Below are 20,584 nucleotides of genomic sequence, written 5' to 3' on the forward strand. Positions count from 1 at the left end.
AACTGACATATGCAGTCTATTAAACCATTAATGGAAGAATTATATGAAATAGAATTGAATGCGTTAGAAGCGAATGATTCGTTTCCGAAACCACCTAACTGGCGATTGTCACCGCGTGCCGTTCGGACGTTTATTATCGGACAAGAAGAACCGCTTCTTTTAGAAGGAAAAGAAGTGGAAATTAGTCGTAAGTTTTATGGTAATGATGCGCTTGTGGAACGAGCAATTGTCACATTAGCAGGAAACCGAGGACTTATGTTAATCGGAGAGCCAGGAACAGCAAAGACGATGCTAAGCGAGCTGCTTTCTGCCGCAATATGCAGAAATAGCCGTAACACTGTGCAAGGAACAGCTGCTACGATGGAAGATACGATTAAGTATTCGTGGAACTATGCACTTCTTCTTGCGAAAGGGCCTGTAAGGGAGGCGCTTGTGCCAGGACCTCTCTTTGTTGGGATGGAACAAGGGATATTAACTAGATTTGAAGAATTGACTCGCTGTCCGCAGGAAGTGCAAGATTCATTGATCAGCGTTCTGAGCGATAAAGTACTAAATATTCCGGAGTTTGGGGAGCAAGGAATTCTTACAGCTAAGCCTGGATTTAATATTATTGCGACGGCTAACACACGAGATCGCGGTGTGAATGAGATGAGTAGTGCATTGAAGCGTCGTTTTAATTTTGAAACGGTGCATCCGATTAAGGATGTAAAGCTTGAAGCAAAAATAATAGAGTCACAAGTAACGCGCTTATTAGGAGCATCAGGCATCACACCAAAAGTGGATGAGACGGTTGTTCAGCTGCTAGCGACTGTTTTTCATGAACTACGGGAAGGTGTAACTGCTGAAGGAAAACGAATTGATCAGCCATCTTCCGTAATGAGTACCGCAGAAGCGGTATCGGTATATTATCAAAGTGCAATGGACGCGTACTATTATGGAAGCGGACAGGTGAAGATGGATGCGCTTGTTCGGTATTTATCGGGCACAATTGCGAAAGAAAACAAGGATGATTTAGAAAAGCTGCGCAGTTACTTTACAAGCATCGTTAGGGCGCGAGGTCAAGTAGGAGGAGAGGTATGGAAGTCGTTTTTCGAAGCTCGCAATCAGCTGAAGTAAATGCATTGTTTCAAAGAGCTTACAATTTAGATCACAACGTCGTATACGTGCCAATTCGCCATCATAGTCCTGCGTGCTCTTTTCATGTACAAAAGATCGTTAAATTCTATAAACCGGATGCGATTCTTATAGAAGGACCGATAGATTGCAACCCTCTTATTCCGCATATTGTGAGTGCAGAAAGTGAGGCTCCAATTTGTATATATTGCAGTTATGATGATAAAACGGATGTGCTTGAAAGAGGAGAAAGTGGAAAGTACCGTGCGTACTATCCCTTTCTCGACTATTCACCGGAACTTGTCGCGCTGCGGGAAGGAGCTGCGCGCAATATTCCAGTTTCATTTATTGATCTTCCTTATAAAGAATATTTGTTTGCAACGAAAAATGAGGAAGAGAATGGGAAGTATGACGAGCAATATTTCCGGCATAGTCAATATGTCCGTATGCTTTCGGAAAAAACGGGGTGCCGAAGTTTCCATGAATTTTGGGAGAAATATTTTGAACTGCAAGGCTTTCATATGACAAGTGAGGAGTTTGTCCGTCAGCTCTTCGATTATTGTTATTATACGCGTGCGGACTATACGCAGGAGATGTTGATAGAAGACGGTTGCGAAGCCAGGGAGATACACATGGAAAAGGAAATTGAAAAAGCGTGTAAAGTGTATGACAAGGTGCTCGTTATTACCGGAGGCTTTCATGTGAAAGGGCTTCTTGAATTGGAAGGGAAAAAGAAAAAGCTGTCCAAAAGCCCATTATCTAAAGCGTATGCCAAAAACTACCTTATGCCGTATTCTTTTTTGGAAAGCGATCAGATGCGTGGCTATGAGAGCGGTATGCCTGCACCTGCTTTTTACCAACATATTTGGGAGAACAGGGATGAAGCGGTAGCTGAGCAATTTATGATACGAATTGCTAGACAGCTAAAGGCAGAAGGAATATCAATGGCAGATGAGATTGAGGCTGCGCGAATGATACGTGAACTTGCACTGCTTCGGGGAAAGATGCAACCTGGATTGTATGAACTGATGGATGCAGTGCGTAGTGCATTCGTGAAAGGTGAGATATTCTCGGCAAATAAGCCTTTAGCGCTGCTTCAGAAGAGTTTGCATGGGGCGAAGCGCGGGGAATTGTCAAAAGAAGCGGATGTGCCGCCGCTCGTGCATGATTTTCGTGCTTCTGTTCGTTCGTTTCGTCTTCCGGTGCGTTCTACTGTACCACAGGAGACGATTCTTGACATATACAAGAAAGAAAGGCACTTGCGTTTAAGTCAATTCTTTCATTGCCTCGCTTTTTTAGGAGTTCCGTTTTGCGAGAAGCTGCGCGGCCCAAACCTAGCTAGAAAGCAGAATATTAATCTTATGCGAGAAACTTGGAAGTATCGTTTTTCAGCACAAGTAGAAAGTGCTCTGATTGATTTATCTGTGTATGGCGGAACGGTGAGAGAAGCTGCGCAGGAAATGCTAAGGGCAAAGTTGTATAAGGCAAAAGGACGGGCTGGAGAGGTGGCTCTTTTATTGCTAGAGGCCTACTTAAGCGGTTTGTTTTCCGATTTCGCTATGTACAATCAGTTTATAGATGAAGCAATACAGGCGGATGGAGATTTTGCTTCTATGGCAGATTGTGCTTACTATTTATCACAAATAGAAAAAGTAAATCAGCAAGCGGATCATGCTAGACATAAAGCACTTTCGTTATTTTCTGTTTTAGATGGGGGCGAACCAGCAATTATTGCGGAAAAACTTATCGATTTGTATACAATGCAGCCTGCAGACCAGCAATTTATTGAAGCACTGGAGCTTTATTTGCAAAGGGAAAAACGAGAAAGCCAAGTAGAAGGGGCAGTATTTGGGCTGTTAACTTCTTTAGGGAAGCGGAAAATCGATGAGGTAATGCAAGTGGCAGAAGGATATTTTTATGGAAGTGGCGATATGCAAAAGCAAGCTCCGATATTTTTGAATGGTTTGTTTGCTGGCGCAAAAGATATCTTCTTATATAACGAATCGCTGCTTGACGGAATGTCTCATGTTCTAGAAGAACTTGATGAAGAGACATTTTTACAAGTATTGCCGCAGTTCCGCCTCTTGTTCAGTCAATTCACGCCGCTTGAGGTGGATACGATTGCTAAACAGATTGCGCGGTTATATGGAGCCACAGAAGAAGTGATAAAAGAAGAAGCAATTTCCGAAGAAGTGCTGACGTATGCAATACAGTTAGATCGCAAGGCACGGGAAATTTTAATAAGACGGGGGCTAGAAGATGAAGAATAACATTTCTTTAAATCGCTGGCGTCTTGTTCTTGGGAAACATGCGGATGACCAAATCACATTTCAGGAAGAAGACCCTGCATACAGAGAAATGGATGATGTGCTGGAGTTTTTGTACGAACGGGAACGCGGAGAAGAACGCGGTGGATCCCTAGATCCCTCTCAGCTAACAGTGCCGACTTGGATTTCGAAAGTGCGGGAGTTATTTCCGAAAGAAACCATTGAGATTATGGAAAATCATGCGCTAGAAAAGTATGAATTAACGGCTCTATTGCAAGATAAGCAAACGCTTGAAAAAATGGAGCCGAATATGAATTTATTAAAATGCATTTTACAATTTAAAGATTATGTAAAACCGGATGTATTAGACACAGCTAAACGTATTGTAGCGAAAGTCGCTGAGGAGTTGCGGCGTAATTTAGAGCAAGAAGTGAAGCACGCATTAAGTGGTAGACCGGATCGAAATCGTTCTAGCCGCGTACGTACGATGCGCAACTTTGATTTTAAGAAAACGATTCGAAAGAACTTAAAGCATTTTGACAAGGAAACAAACGCCATTCATATTGAAAAACCGTACTTTTATGCTGCCGCGAAGCACGTTAGCCCATGGCGTGTAATCCTCGCAGTAGACGAGAGCGGAAGTATGATTGATTCTGTTATTCATAGCGCAGTTATGGCGGGTATTTTTGCAAGTTTACCTACGATTAAGACAGATCTGTTCATCTTTGATACATCCGTTGTTGATTTAACGGATCGTATTGACGACCCGGTGGAAACGCTTATGAGTGTACAGCTTGGGGGAGGAACATATATTGCTCAGGCGCTGCGCTACGCAACGAATAAAATCGAGATGCCTCATAAAACAATTGTCGTGCTTGTAACAGATTTATATGAAGGTGGCAGTTACAATGAAATGTACCGAGAAGCGATGAAGATTGTAGAATCAGGAGCAAAGCTGATCGTGCTTACCTCCCTTGATCCGACTGCACAGCCTTTTTATGATAAACAGGCAGCTGAAAAAATGGCGGCGCTCGGTGCTCATGTAGCGGCGTTAACACCAGGGAGGTTGGCACAATGGATCGCAACAATCATTTCTTAAATGTTCTTTCCTCTATTGATGAAACATACTTAATCGCCATGTCCAATAAAGGAACATATAAGAGAGCAATGAAGGATTTGGCCGTTGTATCAAATGTCAAAATGGACGTAGAAGAGGGTGCAGCGCAAATACATCTTGATGACGGAATTACTGTAACGTTTACGGGTGATATACGTAGTTACTCTTGTAGTTGTGGAGCCCGTACGATTTGTAAGCATGTCATTATGGCTGTGTTAGAAGCAAAGAAGATGTACGAAGGTGAAGAGAACATAAAAGTTGATTTCTCTGCTCTTTTGAATGTGGACGTTCGCAGTATTGTCTCCGAAAAAATGTGGGCAGAAATGATGTTTCGCGAAACATTTCAGCAAAAGTTTGTTTTAGAAGAAGAGGGGGCTTTAATTGCCACTTTCCCAGAAGAGAATATAACAGTTCGCTTTCTAACAGCTGAATCGGTAGCGGATGCGATCTGTACGTGCAAAGCAGAGGGGATATGCCGGCATAAGGCGGAAGCGGTATATTGGTATCAAAAAGAGAAAGGAATCTCGCATGAAACGAAACAGATGCATCCTCTTATCATTGCGCCGGATAAGCTATCTATTTTCAAAGAAATGATCGAGCAAATTGTTCACTTTGGATTAACACGCCTTACCGAAAATACAATCTATGAAATAGAACAACTTTCTGTAAAAGCACGTTCTTTGAAACTCGCAAAGTTAGAGAATTTATTTCGTAAGCTCGGGGCGGATATTGGGCTATATCGGATGAAGCATGCATCTTTTCAAATGGCATCTTATCGACAAACGGTGTCCGCGATTTATGAACACATTTTGTTGTTGGAGCGCCACCATCTGCAAGAGAGTCCGTTTCGTTCGGAATATTACGAAGTTCCACCACTTATTTTGCATGCTTTTGGTGCATCTGGCTGGCAAACGAAGTCTGGTTATGTTGGTGTGACGTATTATTTCTATAATCGAGAACAGGAAAAGTGGATTACATACACACAGTCGCGCTCCATGTTTTATGAAGGGAGCAGCACAATTCCTGAAGAACTCCATGAAAGGCAAGTTCCATGGGGAATTGCAGGGAAAGGATACGAACTATCTCGTTCATCTGTCCGATTGAAGCAGGCAAAACTTAACGTCGATTTTCAATTGTCATCTAGCTCACAGACAGTAGGAGAAGTGGAAGGAAAAACAAATGTGGCAGAGTGGCAATCTCTCTTTTTAACCTCATGGGAAGAACTATTAAAAAAAGTAAAAGAGCAAAGGCTAGAGGCAAATAAACAAGGAGTCTTTTGTATCGAAGTTGCTGAAATAGGAGAATGGAAGTTTCAGAAGCAAGAACAAAAATGGATCATACCTCTTATCGATAAGAATGGGAAAACATTGCAAATGCAAATGATGAAACGACCAGAAAATGAGCGAATGATTCGCCTTGTAAAAATATATATGGACTCGTTGCATATAAAGAGAATGCTAGTTCATCCTTATCAGGAAGGAACAAAGCTCGTTGTTACACCTATCATTTTATATACAGAAGCAGGAGAGATTATAAATACTACACTGAGTGAAGGGGGAACGTTCTATGATCGAGTTAATGCGCCTAATCGATGAATTGGAAGAAGTTCTAGATGAGATGCTTGTCTCAGGAGCAGGGACTGTCCCTCTTTCCTTTTTTCAGGATATAAAACGAGAATGCGAAAAGTATGGTCTTTCTTATGCTGCCACGCAGGTGCTTATCATAGAGGAAGAGCGAAACAAGGCCCGCTTTCTTCATAAAGAAGAAACAAACAAACTGACAGAAGCGTTTTGTAAGTTGCAGGAATATATTCAAGTTATAAAGGCTGAAATGCTGCATTTATAGATAAGGTAGAAGGTGTTGTAGCAGATACTGCTATAGGGAGATTTTAGCTACTAATAAATATCATAAAGATGAAACTAAGAAAGAAGCAGGAGAGTATTTTAGGGGAATCTTTGCTTGATTTCTAGTTGTTAAAAGTTTTTTGATACTTGAATTAGAAACCTGTGACAGTAAATAAGTGAGATGACATTTTAATGCCCCTAACTCTAATTGTATTCGTAAAAATATCTATTAATTATTTTGATAGGTGTTTCATTAAAAACCTACTATTACCATGATAAATCATTAGTAGTATGAATAAGCAAAGCGAAAATTTTCCCTTGTTATTGTCCTGGCAATTAGTACAATACAGGAATTTTCGCTTTTTGTATGTTTTTTCTTTCTGCCAACCCCGTGATTTGGTGCTGAACTTAATTTTCGTTAATTGGTCTGATTTTTTCCATCCAGTTAGCTACTTCTATTGCAGAGACATCCTTTTCATTCTTAAGATTATGAGTAATTGATTTGTAGTCATCATTATTTCGGTTTTGACTTAACTTAAAGGAAGTTTCGACTTTCTCAACTTTTATTTTGAAGCCTACAATCCCTTTCATCTCTTGTTTTAAAAATTTTGGATCTAAAGTATCCCATAATACTCCATTATCTCTACCTTGTTCATATTTCTTTAGCATTTTTGCTAACATAAGCTCTAATTCTTCGCCTTCTACGAGCTGAGCTGTACCATATACATGGACTGATACATAATTCCATGTGGGTACATTTTCTTGAGCGTACCAGGAAGAAGAGACATAAGCATGTGGCCCTAGAAATGTAACTAATACTTGAGGATTTTCTTTTAACAATTTCCAGTGATGATTGGCATAAGCGAAATGTCCAGATAAATAAGTATGTCCCTGTTTATTATATATATCCAGCGGAAGGTGTGTTGCAATTGGAAAGTCTTTCGTACTAGATATTAAGGTTCCAAATGAATAGTTTTTGATAAGTTCTAAAATAAGTTCTGAATCTTGCACTTCAAAATATTTAGGTGTATACATAAAAATCCTCCTTAAAGTGTGAAAATCTATAATGATTAATAAAATATAACATAGCTTATTTGAAATAAAATGATTTTTCAAAAAATACAGAAGGGTTTTAGCAAAAAGGAGAATAATAGATGAGTAGAATCGCAATTAAAATAAGCCCTAATGGTACGCTTAATAACTATATAGTTCCTTTGAGAAAGTATACTGATTTAGGAATTACAGACATAAAAAATAAAATTGAAAACGAAGATTGGTTTGCTGAAACGGATGCGAACGATATTGACGATATGCAGAGTTTGAAAGGGTTAGTTGATAATTTGTTGGAGTTAGGCGCAAAAGTAAAAATATTTGAAAGTGATGAATATGGAGAGGGGATTTTTGATTATCAAGAAATTTCTCACCAAGAATTTATTGATCATATGAAGCGATTAAAAGAAATTATGGAAGAATTACAGGATTACGATGATAGGTTAGTTGATACCAGTACGTAATGAATAGAGTTCTTAATGAGTGTTTTGATTACACAACAATTCTTAGCTTAGGTGGTTCAGAGAAAGTAGGTATAATAAGTAATGAACTATGGTGTATTTAGTAATTTAGTTGAAGAAGTAATTCAGTTTTCAAAAAGTTTTCAGGGTGAACTTACTCATAATATTTCCGATAAGATTGTTATTATTAATGATATAGAAAAAGCAGAGCATTTCGCTTATGATGAGATATTTGGTGATGATGAGTATAGTTGGAAAGATATTAGAGAATTGGAAATGAGTGAAGTTTGGTGTAGTTATTATGCAATGTCAGAAAATGAAAAGCCTAAAGGGTTGGAAGAATTATTAGAAATTATTGATGATAATGTGCGAAAAAGCCCATTTAAATATAGTATATTTTATAACGATGTTGTAGCTGACCTTACTAACTGTGCTATTAATAGAGTAATAAACGGAAAGAGTAATTCCTTTTTTGAAGAATTGTTTGATATATATAAATTTGGTGCTTTTCCTTGTGGTTGGGATGGCAATGATCCAGAAGGGAAAATTGTTGCGTATAAATTGAATTGATGAGATTTCTCTATTCTTATTTCTTTAATTTAATCAAATAAAAAATTAGACGGGTAAATAGTTTGCATTTCACGAAAAGTGTTTTTTATTTTAACATAGGGTGCGGGTGATTTAGTGAAATATTGGGGAGACAACGAATTATTTGAAGCGATCAAAGAGGACTATAATGATTTTTTAAGTTTAAATAGAGGATATAGAGAGGCAATAGCAGCAGAATGGAGGACATTATGATAAAAATCGATAGAGATGGTGAAGCCTACTGGAGTGAAACCGTTGATTTAGGTGTTTTAGGTAAGTTTAATAGCATTTTTATAAATTTAGATGGATGCGATATAACAGGGGCGACGGATGATATGTCCCAAGAAGAGAAGATAGAAAAAGCTACAAAATATTATGGTAATAGATTCAAGGAATTAGAAGCAAATGTGTGTTTTATAAATGAGCAATTTCTAATGTGGATTATAACGCACTTATGTGATATAGAATATCCATTTTGGGAATTTGGTGATGAAGATGAAGGCAGTGAAGATTATCCAGATTATATAGTTAAGGAAGAAATAAAAAAATTCGAAGATGAAAATGGACAATTGAAACATGATCCGTATAGTCCAAGTCCTATCTATAAAGAAATTCAAGAATATAATGCATATAATAATGAAGGTAATTTATCAAGTTATGAAATTATAGCGAAATATTTACCAGTTCTTGATTTTAAAAAACTTGTAGATACAATTAGAGCTAATAGCATAGATACATATGAAGATAACATAAATTTTCAGGTGAGTAGCGAGGTTTGTGGTGGTATGTTACTTTGTGCTACCTATGGAACAATATATACCAATAATGAGTTAGAAGTTACGCATAATTGTTAATACAAAAGTGACTGGTGACAATAAAAATGGTGATTATATGGAGAAATACTTTAACATGTAGCGAGAAGTAAATCACAATGTTAAAGTAAAAGATTTACTCTGTATGGCCGAAATGCTACCGGATTAGCCCCCATCGTTTGGATACAGGTAACCTTATTTGTCCTTTTTCATACGTTTACACAGGTGTTGATTATCCAGTTTCAGACAAATCACACCTATATAAACGTTTGTAGTTTCTTAGGAATGTTTAAAAAATAAGCTATTTTAAGCCGTTGTAAACCAATAAACAGCAAAATAACTTTCTTCCGTTTCCATAACAAAAAATTCATCATTCCATTCTGGTTCATAAGCATAAGCAATTCTGATTCCTTCAATAGGGAACTCGATAGGTTTAATAAGGGGGGCATATCTGTTTCTCAATTCTGTGAATTCTTCTTGGGATAGTGTTTTCAGTTCTTCTTGTTCAGCCCTAAATTTTTTTTCAAATTCCCACATAGGCATATCTTCAACGTGTTTTCCTTTATACCAAAACCAATGCATATTTCTTCGTTCAATGAATTGGCACTTTGCTGCAAAATCTTCCAAGGTTTTAATCGTGTCGTAACTGCTTTTTCCTTTGCTATGTTCAAAAACATATATTGTCTCTTCACCACAATTTGATAATTCATCATCTTCTATTACAAAATATTTCATATCTAAAATCTCCTAGCTTCTTGTCTTGTAAATAATCAATTTCTTTTCAAAAGACCATATTGATTAAGGATGAAAACTTTTTCTTTTTTAATTTTTATGCAAGAATGGATACATTTTTGTTTTATTAGGTATATTTCATTGGTGTTTTATGTAAAATTTGTATATCTGCTAGTTAGTCTAACATATTATTTTCATACAATCTAATTTAAGTAAATTGTGAAATACAGAAGCTTTAAGATTAATAGACGAAAAAGATAAGATTTTTAAAAAGTGCTAATAATTGCCAAGATTTTGATTAACGATTATAATGAAATCAATAAGTAACAAAAAGAAAAGGGCAGTGTAGGAAAGAATTTCTTCGCCTTACATGCGGTAGGTCGCAGGTTCGAATCCTTGCCTCTCCTTATGTTTTATAAACATAAGGAGAGTAGCTCAGTTTGGTAGAGCAACATATTGAGTCTTTCCGCCTATCTCCCTTTTTTATAATTCATATTTAATAGATTTGGGTAGTGTAGAGAAGGATTTCTTCGCTTTGGACGCCGTGTGTCATGGGTTCGAATCCCATCCTTCCCATTTTGGAAGGTAGCTCAGTGGTAGAGCAACGTAATGAGCCTTTTCGCTTATCTCCCAAATCTTTAAACATTATATATAACAGGAACAGTGTAGATAGCTAATGCTTCGTTTGCTAAAATTAAGTGCTATAGATTCGATCCTAATCGATGCGGAAAGGTCCGCACCGAATTCGTACTTTTCTTTGATTCATAACACTAAGGTAGGAGTTACTTCGTCATATAGGGATTGTGTTTGTGGGATTCGATTCCTGTTTTGAATATTTCTTAAGTGTTAGGAATGAGTGAAAAGAGCAACGTATATACGTTGCCTTTTTTATTTGTATTTCAACCAGTAGTGTCAAAAAATCTCTGGGGGTAGATCATAATGTCAAAGTTTAATCATTCTTCTCAAGGAAGCCGTCAAACATATACAAAAGAGGGCGGAAAAGCTTATAAAATGTATGATAAAGATAAATTAGTTACGATGGTATTAACATCTTTTTTTAATGAGCCAAAATTTTATGGTGATAACAGCGAAGAATTAGTTACTACTGCAAAACAAATCATGGACAGAGACCCTAAATTTGTTGCAAGTTTAGCAGTCTATGCACGTGAAGTGTTCTACATGCGTTCTGTTACACATGTATTAGCAGTAGAACTTGCAAACCACCCTGAAGGTCGTAAATATGCTCGTCAAACAGTTTCTCGTATTGCGCAGCGTCCGGATGATGTAACAGAAATAATGGCATATCAATTAGGGGTATACGGTCGGGAAAATCCAATTCCAAACTCTTTGAAAAAGGGGTTAGCAGATGCCTTTTCTACATTTGATGAATATCAATTAGAAAAATACAATCGCACAGGAAAAGACGTTACATTGAAAGATGTATTCCGTTTAGTAAGCCCATCTGCCAAAAAAGGAACAGAACGTTACGAACTGTATAAAAGTTTGTTAGAAAACACACTGCAAGTACCATATACATGGGAAACACAGCTTTCTCAAAAAGGAAACAAAAAAGAAGTGTGGGAAGAATTAATTGATAGCGGAAAAGTGGGTTATATGGCCTTACTTCGTAACCTTCGCAATATCGTAAATTCAGGTGCCTCAAATATTGATACAGTATATAACATTCTTCGCGATCCTGAGCGAGTAAAAAAATCAAAACAATTACCATTTCGCTTTTTTTCAGCATATCGTGTTGTGCAAGAAAAATTACCACAAGCAGGAAGCGAATTATTAGATATATTGAATGACGCAATTGAAGCATCTGTTACAAACATGCCGAGATTATCAGGAACAACATTTATGACAGCAGATATCTCAGGATCTATGACATGTTATCCTGTTTCAAAAGATGGGAGTGTTAAATGTGCAGATATTGCTACACTAATGATGGCAATGGCACACTCCTTCTGTGATAATTCTATTACATCTGTATTCGCAACTGATTTCAAAGCGATAAATGTTTCTACCCGTTCTGGTATTTTAGAGAACATGAACACATTTTTATCAGAAGTGAATAAACATGGATATGGAACAAACTTACATCTTTCTATCAAATATTTATTAGATCACAAAATCAAAGTTGACCGCATTCTTGTCTTCTCTGATGAGCAAGTGTACGGAGATAGGTATGGAGACAATTCTTCACAAATTCTTCTTGAAACATATCGTCGTGAAATGAATCCTGATGTTTGGGTTCACTCTTTCAATTTAAATAGTTACGGTAATCAACAATTCGTAGGAGAGAAAACAAATTTAATCGGTGGCTGGAGTGAAAAATGTTTGGACTTCATTCATTATGCGGAAGAAGGAACAGGTTCCCTTATTTCGGCTATCGAAAATTATCAATAATTTTTGTTACACTCTTTTTATTTAGAAGACGGAATAATTAGGATAACGGCAGGTCTAGTTAACCATGATGCAATAAAAAAGAAACTCATAATCTTTATTTTAAGAAACCAATGATTTTCTAATTAAAGCAGGGTTACCTGGAGCTGCTCGTCCATTTCTATGATTTGAGCTGTTAGCTAATCTTGGCGAGGATAGATTAACTACAAAAGCAACTGGATAGTAACAAACAATAAATTGCCTACTGATAAGATGAAACTAGTTTATGAAATTTTAATAAAGCATGCTGTTAATTCAAGTATTAAGGAGTTTGAAAATGAAAATAAATAATAGTGAGTATGGTGGTTTTGTCGTTTCAAAAAATATTCTGGCTGGAAAACCAGTTAGATATTCATTTAGACAAGAAAGTTCTATCCCGCAATTAAATGGCTGGAATTTGTATGCTATAGATGATACTGATGAATATGTGAATCATGCGGATAATTTCATCATTTTAAACGCGGAATCTATTTTTAAAATCGCCCCTGTAATGTTTGAGATTTTTGAAGCGCCTTATGGAACGGATCTATGCTGGCTATATGAAGAAGGTATTCATATTGGATTTTATGATGTAGTCGCCGATAAAGAAGTGACCATTAATGAACTTATAAAACAAAACTAGTTTTTTCATGTAGCTCTATTTTATAAGTTCTTCAGTAGATGACAAACAAGCCCCTTATAAGCCTCTTCCAACCCCCTTATAAACCCCTACCAAGTAATAAATCATTAAATAAACAAAAGAAAAAACAACTACAAGAACTACTATGAAAAAATAAAAAAGTAACATTCTAGTACTAGTAAAAATTATAAAATAAATCCACCAAATTCCTGCCTGCAATCCTATATATAGAAGGAGTACCAATTCTATATTTACCACTAACAGGGCGGGAGGAAGAAACATGGGAGTATACCGGAGTGTACAGGTGAATTTTTGGCAAGATGAGTTTGTACTTGATTTAACGCCGGAGGAGCGCTACTTTTATATGTATTTGCTGACATGTTCGAAGACAAGACAATGCGGGATTTACCCACTGCCACTACGTTTGGTAGAGATGGAAACGGGGTATAATCGTGAAACGGTTGAGAAGTTGTTGCAGAGGTTTGTTGCGTATGGAAAGATATTATATGACGCGAAAACGAAGGAGTTATATGTTCTAAATTGGTTACGTTATAACCCTGTTACGAATACGAACATAGAAAAGTGTGTGTTACGTGAGTTAAAGACTGTGAAAAATAAAAAGTTTGTACATATGTTTCTTCAAAGATGCCTCGAGGAAGAGTTGAATATTCAGCTATTGCTAGAGCATTTCGGAATGCCGGTTGAAGTATCTGATGTGATTCCGCAAGAAGTTTTTCAAGGTTGTGCACAGGATGAGAAAGTAGAAGAAGTAGAAGAAAAAGCGAATCCAGGTAGCAGTGTATTCACGTTTTATGAACAAAACTTCGGTAGTTTGTCATCATATGCAGCGGAGGAATTAAGTGAATGGGTTACGGATTTGTCGGAGGAGCTTGTACTAAAGGCACTTCAGATTGCCTATGAAAATAATAAGCGGACGCTTGCTTATGTGAAGGGGATTTTACGAGATTGGCATGGGAAAGGATATACGAAGCTCAGTGAAGTAGAGGAAGCAGCAGCGAAATTCCGGAAGAAGGAATCGTCTGTTGTTAATGAAACGGAGAAGTTTTTGGAGGAATGTGAAGAGTGGAAGAAGAATGTTCCGTCTGAGGAAGAATTACAGAAGTTCTTGCAGGAACAAGGGTGGCAGCCGTGAGTATTCAACATATCGAGGCGGAACAAATGGTGTTAGGATCTTTGCTTCTTGATGGTGAACTAATTAAGGAGTGTCACCTGATTGAGCGGTACTTTTCTATGGGTGTGTATCAAGCTATATTCAAGTTGATACGAAAAATAGAGGAAGACGAGCTGCAGTTAGACAAGATAATTTTACTTAAGTAGATTAACTTGCATGCTAGTTTTGGATGGAGCTTGAAGAATTAGAAAAAGGAGATCTTAAAATGATAATAAACGATGCCGTTTTTGGTGAACTTGAATATAATTACGGATGGGTAAGGTACACTACTATAACGTTTTGTGGAAAGGAAGCTAAGATAGCGTTAATGGTAGATGGCGAAGAGGAGAGTGGATTTGATAAAGAACAATATGAATCATATGATTCATTGATGAAAAATTGGGAGCAAGTGCAACAAAGTATTTTGCAACCGATTTTAGATTATTATAAACAAAAAAGGTATGAGCTTGGTTATGATATTGAATTTAATGAACATTATCCTTTAATTGAAACAACTGATCAACTTCTTAATAGGATAAGTCTAGTTGGAATTGTTGTTCCGTATGCGGGTATTTTTGAAGGTCGAGGGATCGGACTCACCTTCGACTGTACATGGGATATGGAAAATGGTTTAGGTCTTCTTCTTATAAATGAAAAGGTAACCGAAGTGGGCTATCAGGATGTTGCGATTTGAATAGGGTGAAGTAATATAAAGATAGCTTAGAGTTTTCTTTTAAAATATGAAATTGATGAAGAAAAGAAGACGCTCAATTATATTATGTGTAAAGAGTTTTAATTTATATTTAAATTAAAATGAAGCATGAGGTGAATGAATTGTTTACAAAAGATACATACATTAGCTCGGTAAAAGAAAATCTTGAAAAAAATTCAGAAAGGTTGATTCATAATATAAGAGAAATTCTTAATTTTAATTATTACAGTAAAATAGAGTTAGTAGATTTTATGATTTTTATCGGATCGTTTGACCTTTCTATCATGATGTTTTCTATGAATAGAGAAGCAAGTGAGGTTTTTTACGAAGGAAACGATAGCAGTGTTTTTGCAGGAAGTCATGAATTACTCGAACGTATATCATACTATAACCTTTCTTATGATAAATCAGACGAGTTCTGGGAGTTTTATGAAGAAAACGATGAGATCATATCGGAAGATGAGGAAAAAACCCTTGTGGAATGGTTTGTTGATTGCTGGAATAAAGCAAATGGAGGAAGTATAAAGTTACCTGCCTATTGTGGTTTTCATGATGCTAATCAATCATTTGACTTACAGAAAAATATATGGGTTTCTGATGAGGAAAAGTGGTGGGATTAATACGCAAAAGATAACGGCTTGTTTTTTACTATAAACTGTATGTGTCTTCATGGATAATTTCCCCCTTAGATATGCTATTTTTGTGTATTTTCTATTAATATTCTTGGTGGATCACCGCATGTCAAAGTAGGAGATAAATTATTAGTGTCATATACATGACTGCTTACTCCCCAAGCACTAGGATTTACGTTTCCAATTTAATCAATGTAAGCACTTCTTCCTGCAAGAATCAGTTTTTTATGTTATTAGAAGTGGATTCTTCTAAGTTTATCAAATACCTTATATGTAAATAAAATCCCAGGAAATCATAGTTCCTAGGATTTTTTATCAATTTGGTTAAGAAGCATAGCATGATTTAACTTAAATCTTTAAGTAGATTATTTTCCCATGGAACAACACTCAATAGAGTTTTTTTATAATCAAACAGGAGCGATACGTAATTAATATTATATTTATCTTTATTTATGAATTCTATATCATTTGCGTTAAAGTGGCTGCCGATACGAAAGGCGTTAAAATACTCGTGCCAATCTGAATAAGAATGTTGTGAAAGTCGTGCAGCCTGTATCATAAAGTTTTTTGCTTCCTGTTTTGATAAATAACCGAGTCTTCTACCGACCCGGCATAAACAGATACACCATGCATAATCAAACGCTGCAATTCCGGAATCCGTCAAAATATGTAATCCGTAATTAGCAATATAAAGTTTTTCATAGTTAGGATTGTCTTTCGATAATTGCTTTCGCGCTGCCTCGGAAAGAGGAGTCAATTGATGGCGTATATGATTAAATTCCTGCCGTGTTCCTTCTTCTAAAAACCAAATGATTTTCTCTTTTAACTCCGTCGAATTTTCGATTTGCCATGTCCATAACACGTTCTTCAAAAAACGTTTCCCAATAAAGCGGTCTCTGATAAGGGTAAATTCATATCGGGTAAAATAGTTTGTAAGGTAAACGCAACTCAAACAAACGGAAGACAGACAGCGGAAATATAGTTCGAGCTGTTTCTCTCGTTTTCTTTTATATAAAACAGGCATTCTGTCTCCTCCTTATGCTAATGTTTTAAGCCTAACGAATTTCCATGCTTCCCAGATAAGTGGGAGTAGGAGAAGTAATGCATATTTAGATGGTAATGGGGTTAAAACAATAAGAATCATAAAGACGAAATAAACCCAGGTACGGCTAATAAATAGAAATAAAAAGTATAGCGCATATCTGATAATAAACTTCATATTTATTTCTTGTTTCTGTCTTTTCTCTGGAATTTCAGTGTGAATTCGAATACAGTATGAACGAAATTCGAAGCGTTCCACATAACGCTTTACCACATCCAACGCCCTAGTGGCTACAGTTTCTATATCACCTGATTCGAACGAATACTTCACTATTAAGAATTGTGCGTCCATATGCTCCAGCTCAATCGACAGTAGATGCTCACAGTCCTTGATAGCATCTGCAAACTGTCCGCGGTCATAGTAAATCTGGGCCCGATAAAGTAAACCATCTAGGTCATCCGGGCAAATGGCAAGTATGTCATTGAATGATTGTAACGCACGTTCTTTATTTTCTATGCGCAAATAATAAATGCCCTGCATACGTAAAAGTTCCGGATCTTCTTGATAAAGCTCGTATGCAAAATCGAGTGCACTTTTTGCTGCTTCTAAGTTATTATTCATAAGTGTGAGCTGGACTTCTTCACGTAAATGAAAATACGCTTCAAAATCTAAATCATCACTTGTCTTGAAAACATCATAACGCATTTCCTTCTCGCCGCTAATTCTCTCTAGCAAAAACTGCACTGTTTCTTCACTATATTCAAATTCCAACTCCTCTCTTTGTTCACTAAAGCGAAATACATTGTCGAGAAGTTCCCAAATCGAGCGGGGGAAATGGTAATGATAGTGTAAAAATTCTATTAATCTATCTTGAATCACTGCCGCATGTTCTACGTCCCATATCACATCGGAACTTAATAAGTCTTCCCAATTTTTCGGTTCGATTCGTGCAAAGAAATCGTTATACAGCGTCTCAATTTTTTCCGTAAATGCGTGAACGGGATGTTCTGAAACGAGAGTAGCGGCAAGTTCAGCGTCACCATCCATCCATGTAGGAGATACAGGATGGATATAGGAATTTTCTTCGTTTTCATCTGTTTTTTCTAGTTGAGAGGGAGGTGCGGTCTTCATTTGTTTTGCGCTTTTTATCGCTTTATCAAATGCTTCTCTCAGCCTCTGATATCCTTCAGGATCGTCTTCGGGATGATAAATCTTTAGAAGTTTTGCATAAGCCTTTTTAATAGCTGCAATATTATCGGTAGGCTCAATTTCTAACGTTTCCCAAATGCTCATGAATGACTGATCCACCTTTCAATATTCTCTAAATGCTCTTTTAATATATGAGCGGCTTCTTTCACTTTTTTATCATTTTGCGTTGTGAGCGCATTTTCAAATTGCTGTAACAAGATTGCGACTTTCTGGCGTTCGTCACCGAGTAACTCTTCATAGAGCCGTTCGCCTTTTGCGAGCAGCAATCGATTTTCGGACCGGTCTCGTGGATGAATTTTAATTTCCTTCAATTCTAGTAGTCTAGCTTCAATTTCTTTTTCTGTAAGATTTCCGGCATTTTGTTGGATAATTGCTCTTTTTTTCTCTCCAGTCGTTGTACTTATTACCTCGACTTCGAGAATGCCATTTATGTCATATGTATAACGAATGTCAATCGCCTCTTGTCCAGCAGGAGCAGGAGGGACTTTAATTTTAAGTTCGCCAAGTTTTAAGTTATTTTTAACCAAGCGGTTTTCTCCTTGATAAACATCGACAAGTATGGAGTGTTGTCTATCATTGACAGTATAAAGTCGTTCCACTCGACTTACAGGAATCGGTGTATTTCGTTCAATAATCGGGAAGAAGTATCCGGATTCTTGTTGTCCATTTCCTAATGCTTGAACAACACTAGTTCCTAACGTATATGGACAAACATCCGTTAAGATAACTTCTTCTAGTGCTTTGTTTCGTTCCTTTAAAGCAACTTGAATCGCAGCACCTAAAGCAACCGTTTCATCAGGATTAATATTCGCATGAGGCATGCGTCCGAACATTTTAGAAATGACGGATTTGATAAGCGGCATTCTTGTCGCACCGCCAATTAGAATGACAGCATCTAAATCTTTAGGGTTTAGCGACGCATCGCGAAGTGCGCGTTCAATCGGATAGCGAAGCCGTAAGAGAAGCGGGGTTACTAATTTTTCAAATTCGCTTCTATTGATGCGAGTTTCGTACGTCTTATTATGAATAACGACTTTCATATTTGCGGCAGGTTCATTACATAGTGTTAGTTTGCAACGTTCTGCTTGTGTATAAATTAAAGATAGTGTTTTTGAGTCAAGGGAATCAGAATCGAGCTGGTGTGACTCTAAGAAAAAGGACATGAGACTGTTTGTGAAGTCTTCGCCTCCAAGGTAATTATCGCCGGCGATTGATTTCACATCCATAACTCCTTCAAATAATTCCAAAATGGACACGTCAAATGTACCGCCGCCTAAATCAAATACAAGAAATTTTGTCTCTGCCGCTTCCTGATACAGTCCGTAAGCGATAGCAGCTGCCGTTGGCTCACTAATGAGACGTTCAACTTTTAATCCAGCAATTTCAGCAGCTCGTTTTGTCGCTTTGCGCTGAGCATCGTTGAAATAAGCAGGTACGCTAATGACAGCACCAGTAACCGCTTCGTTTAAATAAGCTTCTGCATCTTGTTTTAAAGATTGAATGATAAAAGATGAAAGTTCTTCTGAAGAAAATGTATACATACCTAACTCGTATTTTTTCTCTGTTCCTATAAATCGCTTAAACGTTGATGCTGTAACGTGCGGATGGGTAATCAGCCGTTCTTTGGCGATGCGTCCGACTAAAACTTCACCGCTCTCGTCAACGCTGATGACAGATGGTGTAAGATATTCGCCAAGTGCATTTGGGATAAGGGCTGCACCATGATCCGTCCAATAGGCTACTAAACTATTCGTTGTTCCTAGGTCAATTCCAATCGTTGCCATAATAATCTCCTCTCGTTTTTACTCTATCATACTATATATTATTATAATAATATATAGTATGAGAAAAGTGGAATCGTAGGGTTTTATTTCTTGAAGGAAAGGGGGAGAAACAGATAGTTTAGTAGTGTTGAGTTTGTTATAAGTGAAGAGGTATAATTTCATCAGAATGTTTTTACAAACATGGGAAAATTTTATGTAAAGGGTGGTAAAGAGGTCAGATGATAATTGGAATTATATGTTTGATTTTAGGAATAGCGTTAATTTGGATGAGTGGAGGGGGACTTTTATTATTGGTGCCTGGCATTCTGTTTACAGTGGCGGGCGGTGTTATATGTGTGATTTTTAGACGGTTAGAAAAAGAGAGAAGAAGATTAAGGAAGAATGGTTAGAAGTTACATATTGTATAGTTTGTACTTACATAATTAGGCGGAAGCATCAAGTCTAAAACATCTCTTATATTTTATAAATTATAAAAAAGAACCCTAAACTTCTCGTTTTAGGGTTCTAATTATGAAAGAATCGTTATTCTATATGACTAGTTAACAAATAGACAATATATCTATTTTGTCGGTTTTCGTCCTACTAATATTCAGTATAGAGATAAACTGAAAAGGGCAATGAGTACGAGAATGAATAGGATATTGCTAAACATGGAAGCGTCCGCATTGTTTGCAATTCCTAGGAAGCTTTGGCGCATTGCGGAATGGTCCATCGTTGCTGCTGTATAGGCAATACCGATTGACATCGCGACATTGAGTGTTAAATTATAAAACCCGATTGCTGTTCCTGTTTTTTCTTTCTCGATTGTACAAATGCAAGAATCAAGTAATGGTGCATACATGAATGCAAATGAACTAGAGAATAGAACCATAGATATGACGAATACTTTTTTACTAACCAGTGTATGGAGTGAATAAGAAAATAAAAGCCTGTTTATTTAGGGAAAGTATTAACATATTAACTTAACAGATATCAATTAAAAGATA

General features: G+C 36.9%; 20 protein-coding genes and 1 pseudogene. 15 read left to right on the top strand and 6 right to left on the bottom strand.

From position 1 onward, the window contains the following. The first annotated feature begins 9 nt into the window (after window positions 1–9). From C564_RS0121275 to C564_RS0121295, 5 genes are read left to right on the top strand one after another with little or no spacing between them, the layout of a single operon-like run. Window positions 10–1,116, top strand: a complete 1,107-nt coding sequence (locus C564_RS0121275) for an ATP-binding protein (protein WP_018766749.1) — start codon at window positions 10–12, stop codon at window positions 1,114–1,116. Further along, complete coding sequence (locus C564_RS0121280; protein WP_018766750.1) at window positions 1,077–3,383, top strand: DUF5682 family protein; 2,307 nt, start codon at window positions 1,077–1,079, stop codon at window positions 3,381–3,383. Before C564_RS0121275 ends, C564_RS0121280 begins: the two co-directional genes overlap by 40 nt. After that, the gene (locus tag C564_RS0121285; protein ID WP_018766751.1) at window positions 3,373–4,479 is read left to right on the top strand and encodes a VWA domain-containing protein; all 1,107 of its coding nucleotides are present in this window, start codon (window positions 3,373–3,375) and stop codon (window positions 4,477–4,479) included. Before C564_RS0121280 ends, C564_RS0121285 begins: the two co-directional genes overlap by 11 nt. After that, window positions 4,455–6,092 carry an SWIM zinc finger family protein gene (locus C564_RS0121290; protein WP_018766752.1) on the top strand — a complete coding sequence of 546 codons (1,638 nt, stop codon included), beginning with the start codon at window positions 4,455–4,457 and terminating at the stop codon, window positions 6,090–6,092. The genes C564_RS0121285 and C564_RS0121290 overlap by 25 nt, the downstream gene beginning before the upstream one ends. After that, window positions 6,064–6,342, top strand: coding sequence for a hypothetical protein (locus C564_RS0121295; protein WP_018766753.1), 279 nt, complete (start codon window positions 6,064–6,066; stop codon window positions 6,340–6,342). Before C564_RS0121290 ends, C564_RS0121295 begins: the two co-directional genes overlap by 29 nt. Before the next feature lie 407 nt (window positions 6,343–6,749). On the opposite strand, the gene C564_RS0121300 is transcribed toward C564_RS0121295, so the two are convergent. After that, window positions 6,750–7,376, bottom strand: a complete 627-nt coding sequence (locus C564_RS0121300; protein ID WP_003209412.1) for an FMN-binding negative transcriptional regulator — start codon at window positions 7,374–7,376, stop codon at window positions 6,750–6,752. A gap of 119 nt (window positions 7,377–7,495) precedes the next feature. Between C564_RS0121300 and C564_RS0121305 the strand changes: the two genes are divergently transcribed. The 4 genes from C564_RS0121305 (at window position 7,496) to C564_RS0121320 (ending at window position 9,294) form a co-directional block, all read left to right on the top strand. Further along, window positions 7,496–7,855 carry a hypothetical protein gene (locus C564_RS0121305; RefSeq protein ID WP_018766754.1) on the top strand — a complete coding sequence of 120 codons (360 nt, stop codon included), beginning with the start codon at window positions 7,496–7,498 and terminating at the stop codon, window positions 7,853–7,855. Window positions 7,856–7,936: 81 nt separating this feature from the next. Continuing rightward, a complete protein-coding gene (locus C564_RS0121310; protein WP_018766755.1) occupies window positions 7,937–8,422 on the top strand; it encodes a hypothetical protein in 486 nt (161 codons plus the stop codon). Between the two features lie 114 nt (window positions 8,423–8,536). Continuing rightward, window positions 8,537–8,653, top strand: coding sequence for an Imm3 family immunity protein (locus C564_RS36285; RefSeq protein ID WP_018766756.1), 117 nt, complete (start codon window positions 8,537–8,539; stop codon window positions 8,651–8,653). Then, entirely contained in the window at window positions 8,650–9,294 is a 645-nt protein-coding gene (locus C564_RS0121320; protein ID WP_018766757.1) for a hypothetical protein, read from the top strand. Before C564_RS36285 ends, C564_RS0121320 begins: the two co-directional genes overlap by 4 nt. A gap of 264 nt (window positions 9,295–9,558) precedes the next feature. Here C564_RS0121320 and C564_RS0121325 read toward each other — a convergent pair whose 3' ends face one another. Beyond that, the gene (locus C564_RS0121325; protein WP_003202638.1) at window positions 9,559–9,987 is read right to left on the bottom strand and encodes a hypothetical protein; all 429 of its coding nucleotides are present in this window, start codon (window positions 9,985–9,987) and stop codon (window positions 9,559–9,561) included. A gap of 936 nt (window positions 9,988–10,923) precedes the next feature. Between C564_RS0121325 and C564_RS0121330 the strand changes: the two genes are divergently transcribed. The 6 genes from C564_RS0121330 to C564_RS0121355 all read left to right on the top strand — a co-directional run bounded on the left by C564_RS0121330 (window position 10,924) and on the right by C564_RS0121355 (window position 15,551). Next, window positions 10,924–12,393 carry a TROVE domain-containing protein gene (locus C564_RS0121330; RefSeq protein WP_003202640.1) on the top strand — a complete coding sequence of 490 codons (1,470 nt, stop codon included), beginning with the start codon at window positions 10,924–10,926 and terminating at the stop codon, window positions 12,391–12,393. Between the two features lie 313 nt (window positions 12,394–12,706). Further along, complete coding sequence (locus C564_RS0121335) at window positions 12,707–13,051, top strand: DUF2185 domain-containing protein (RefSeq protein WP_003209416.1); 345 nt, start codon at window positions 12,707–12,709, stop codon at window positions 13,049–13,051. A 277-nt stretch (window positions 13,052–13,328) separates the two neighbouring features. Continuing rightward, on the top strand, window positions 13,329–14,201 hold the full coding sequence (locus tag C564_RS0121340) for a DnaD domain-containing protein (RefSeq protein WP_018766758.1): 873 nt from the start codon (window positions 13,329–13,331) through the stop codon (window positions 14,199–14,201). Continuing rightward, window positions 14,198–14,386: a DnaB-like helicase N-terminal domain-containing protein gene (locus C564_RS0121345; RefSeq protein WP_018766759.1), complete on the top strand. Its 189-nt coding sequence runs from the start codon at window positions 14,198–14,200 to the stop codon at window positions 14,384–14,386. Before C564_RS0121340 ends, C564_RS0121345 begins: the two co-directional genes overlap by 4 nt. Before the next feature lie 59 nt (window positions 14,387–14,445). Next, window positions 14,446–14,913, top strand: coding sequence for a DUF2004 domain-containing protein (locus tag C564_RS0121350; protein ID WP_018766760.1), 468 nt, complete (start codon window positions 14,446–14,448; stop codon window positions 14,911–14,913). Window positions 14,914–15,044: 131 nt separating this feature from the next. Continuing rightward, window positions 15,045–15,551 carry a hypothetical protein gene (locus C564_RS0121355; RefSeq protein WP_231382344.1) on the top strand — a complete coding sequence of 169 codons (507 nt, stop codon included), beginning with the start codon at window positions 15,045–15,047 and terminating at the stop codon, window positions 15,549–15,551. 355 nt (window positions 15,552–15,906) lie between these two features. On the opposite strand, the gene C564_RS0121360 is transcribed toward C564_RS0121355, so the two are convergent. The 4 genes and pseudogenes from C564_RS0121360 to C564_RS0121380 form a co-directional block, all read right to left on the bottom strand. Then, window positions 15,907–16,587, bottom strand: a complete 681-nt coding sequence (locus C564_RS0121360) for a DUF1266 domain-containing protein (protein WP_018766762.1) — start codon at window positions 16,585–16,587, stop codon at window positions 15,907–15,909. Window positions 16,588–16,599: 12 nt separating this feature from the next. Then, window positions 16,600–17,898 (bottom strand): J domain-containing protein, encoded by a 1,299-nt coding sequence (locus tag C564_RS0121365; protein ID WP_018766763.1) that lies wholly within the window; start codon window positions 17,896–17,898, stop codon window positions 16,600–16,602. After that, window positions 17,895–19,598: a molecular chaperone HscC gene (locus tag C564_RS0121370; RefSeq protein ID WP_018766764.1), complete on the bottom strand. Its 1,704-nt coding sequence runs from the start codon at window positions 19,596–19,598 to the stop codon at window positions 17,895–17,897. Before C564_RS0121370 ends, C564_RS0121365 begins: the two co-directional genes overlap by 4 nt. 589 nt (window positions 19,599–20,187) lie before the next feature. Then, a pseudogene (locus tag C564_RS0121380) lies at window positions 20,188–20,493 on the bottom strand (MFS transporter); the annotation flags it as partial. Window positions 20,494–20,584: the final 91 nt, after the last annotated feature.

This window comes from Bacillus sp. 105MF (assembly GCF_000374885.1).
In the GTDB taxonomy this organism is placed as follows: Bacteria; Bacillota; Bacilli; order Bacillales; family Bacillaceae_G; genus Bacillus_A; species Bacillus_A pseudomycoides.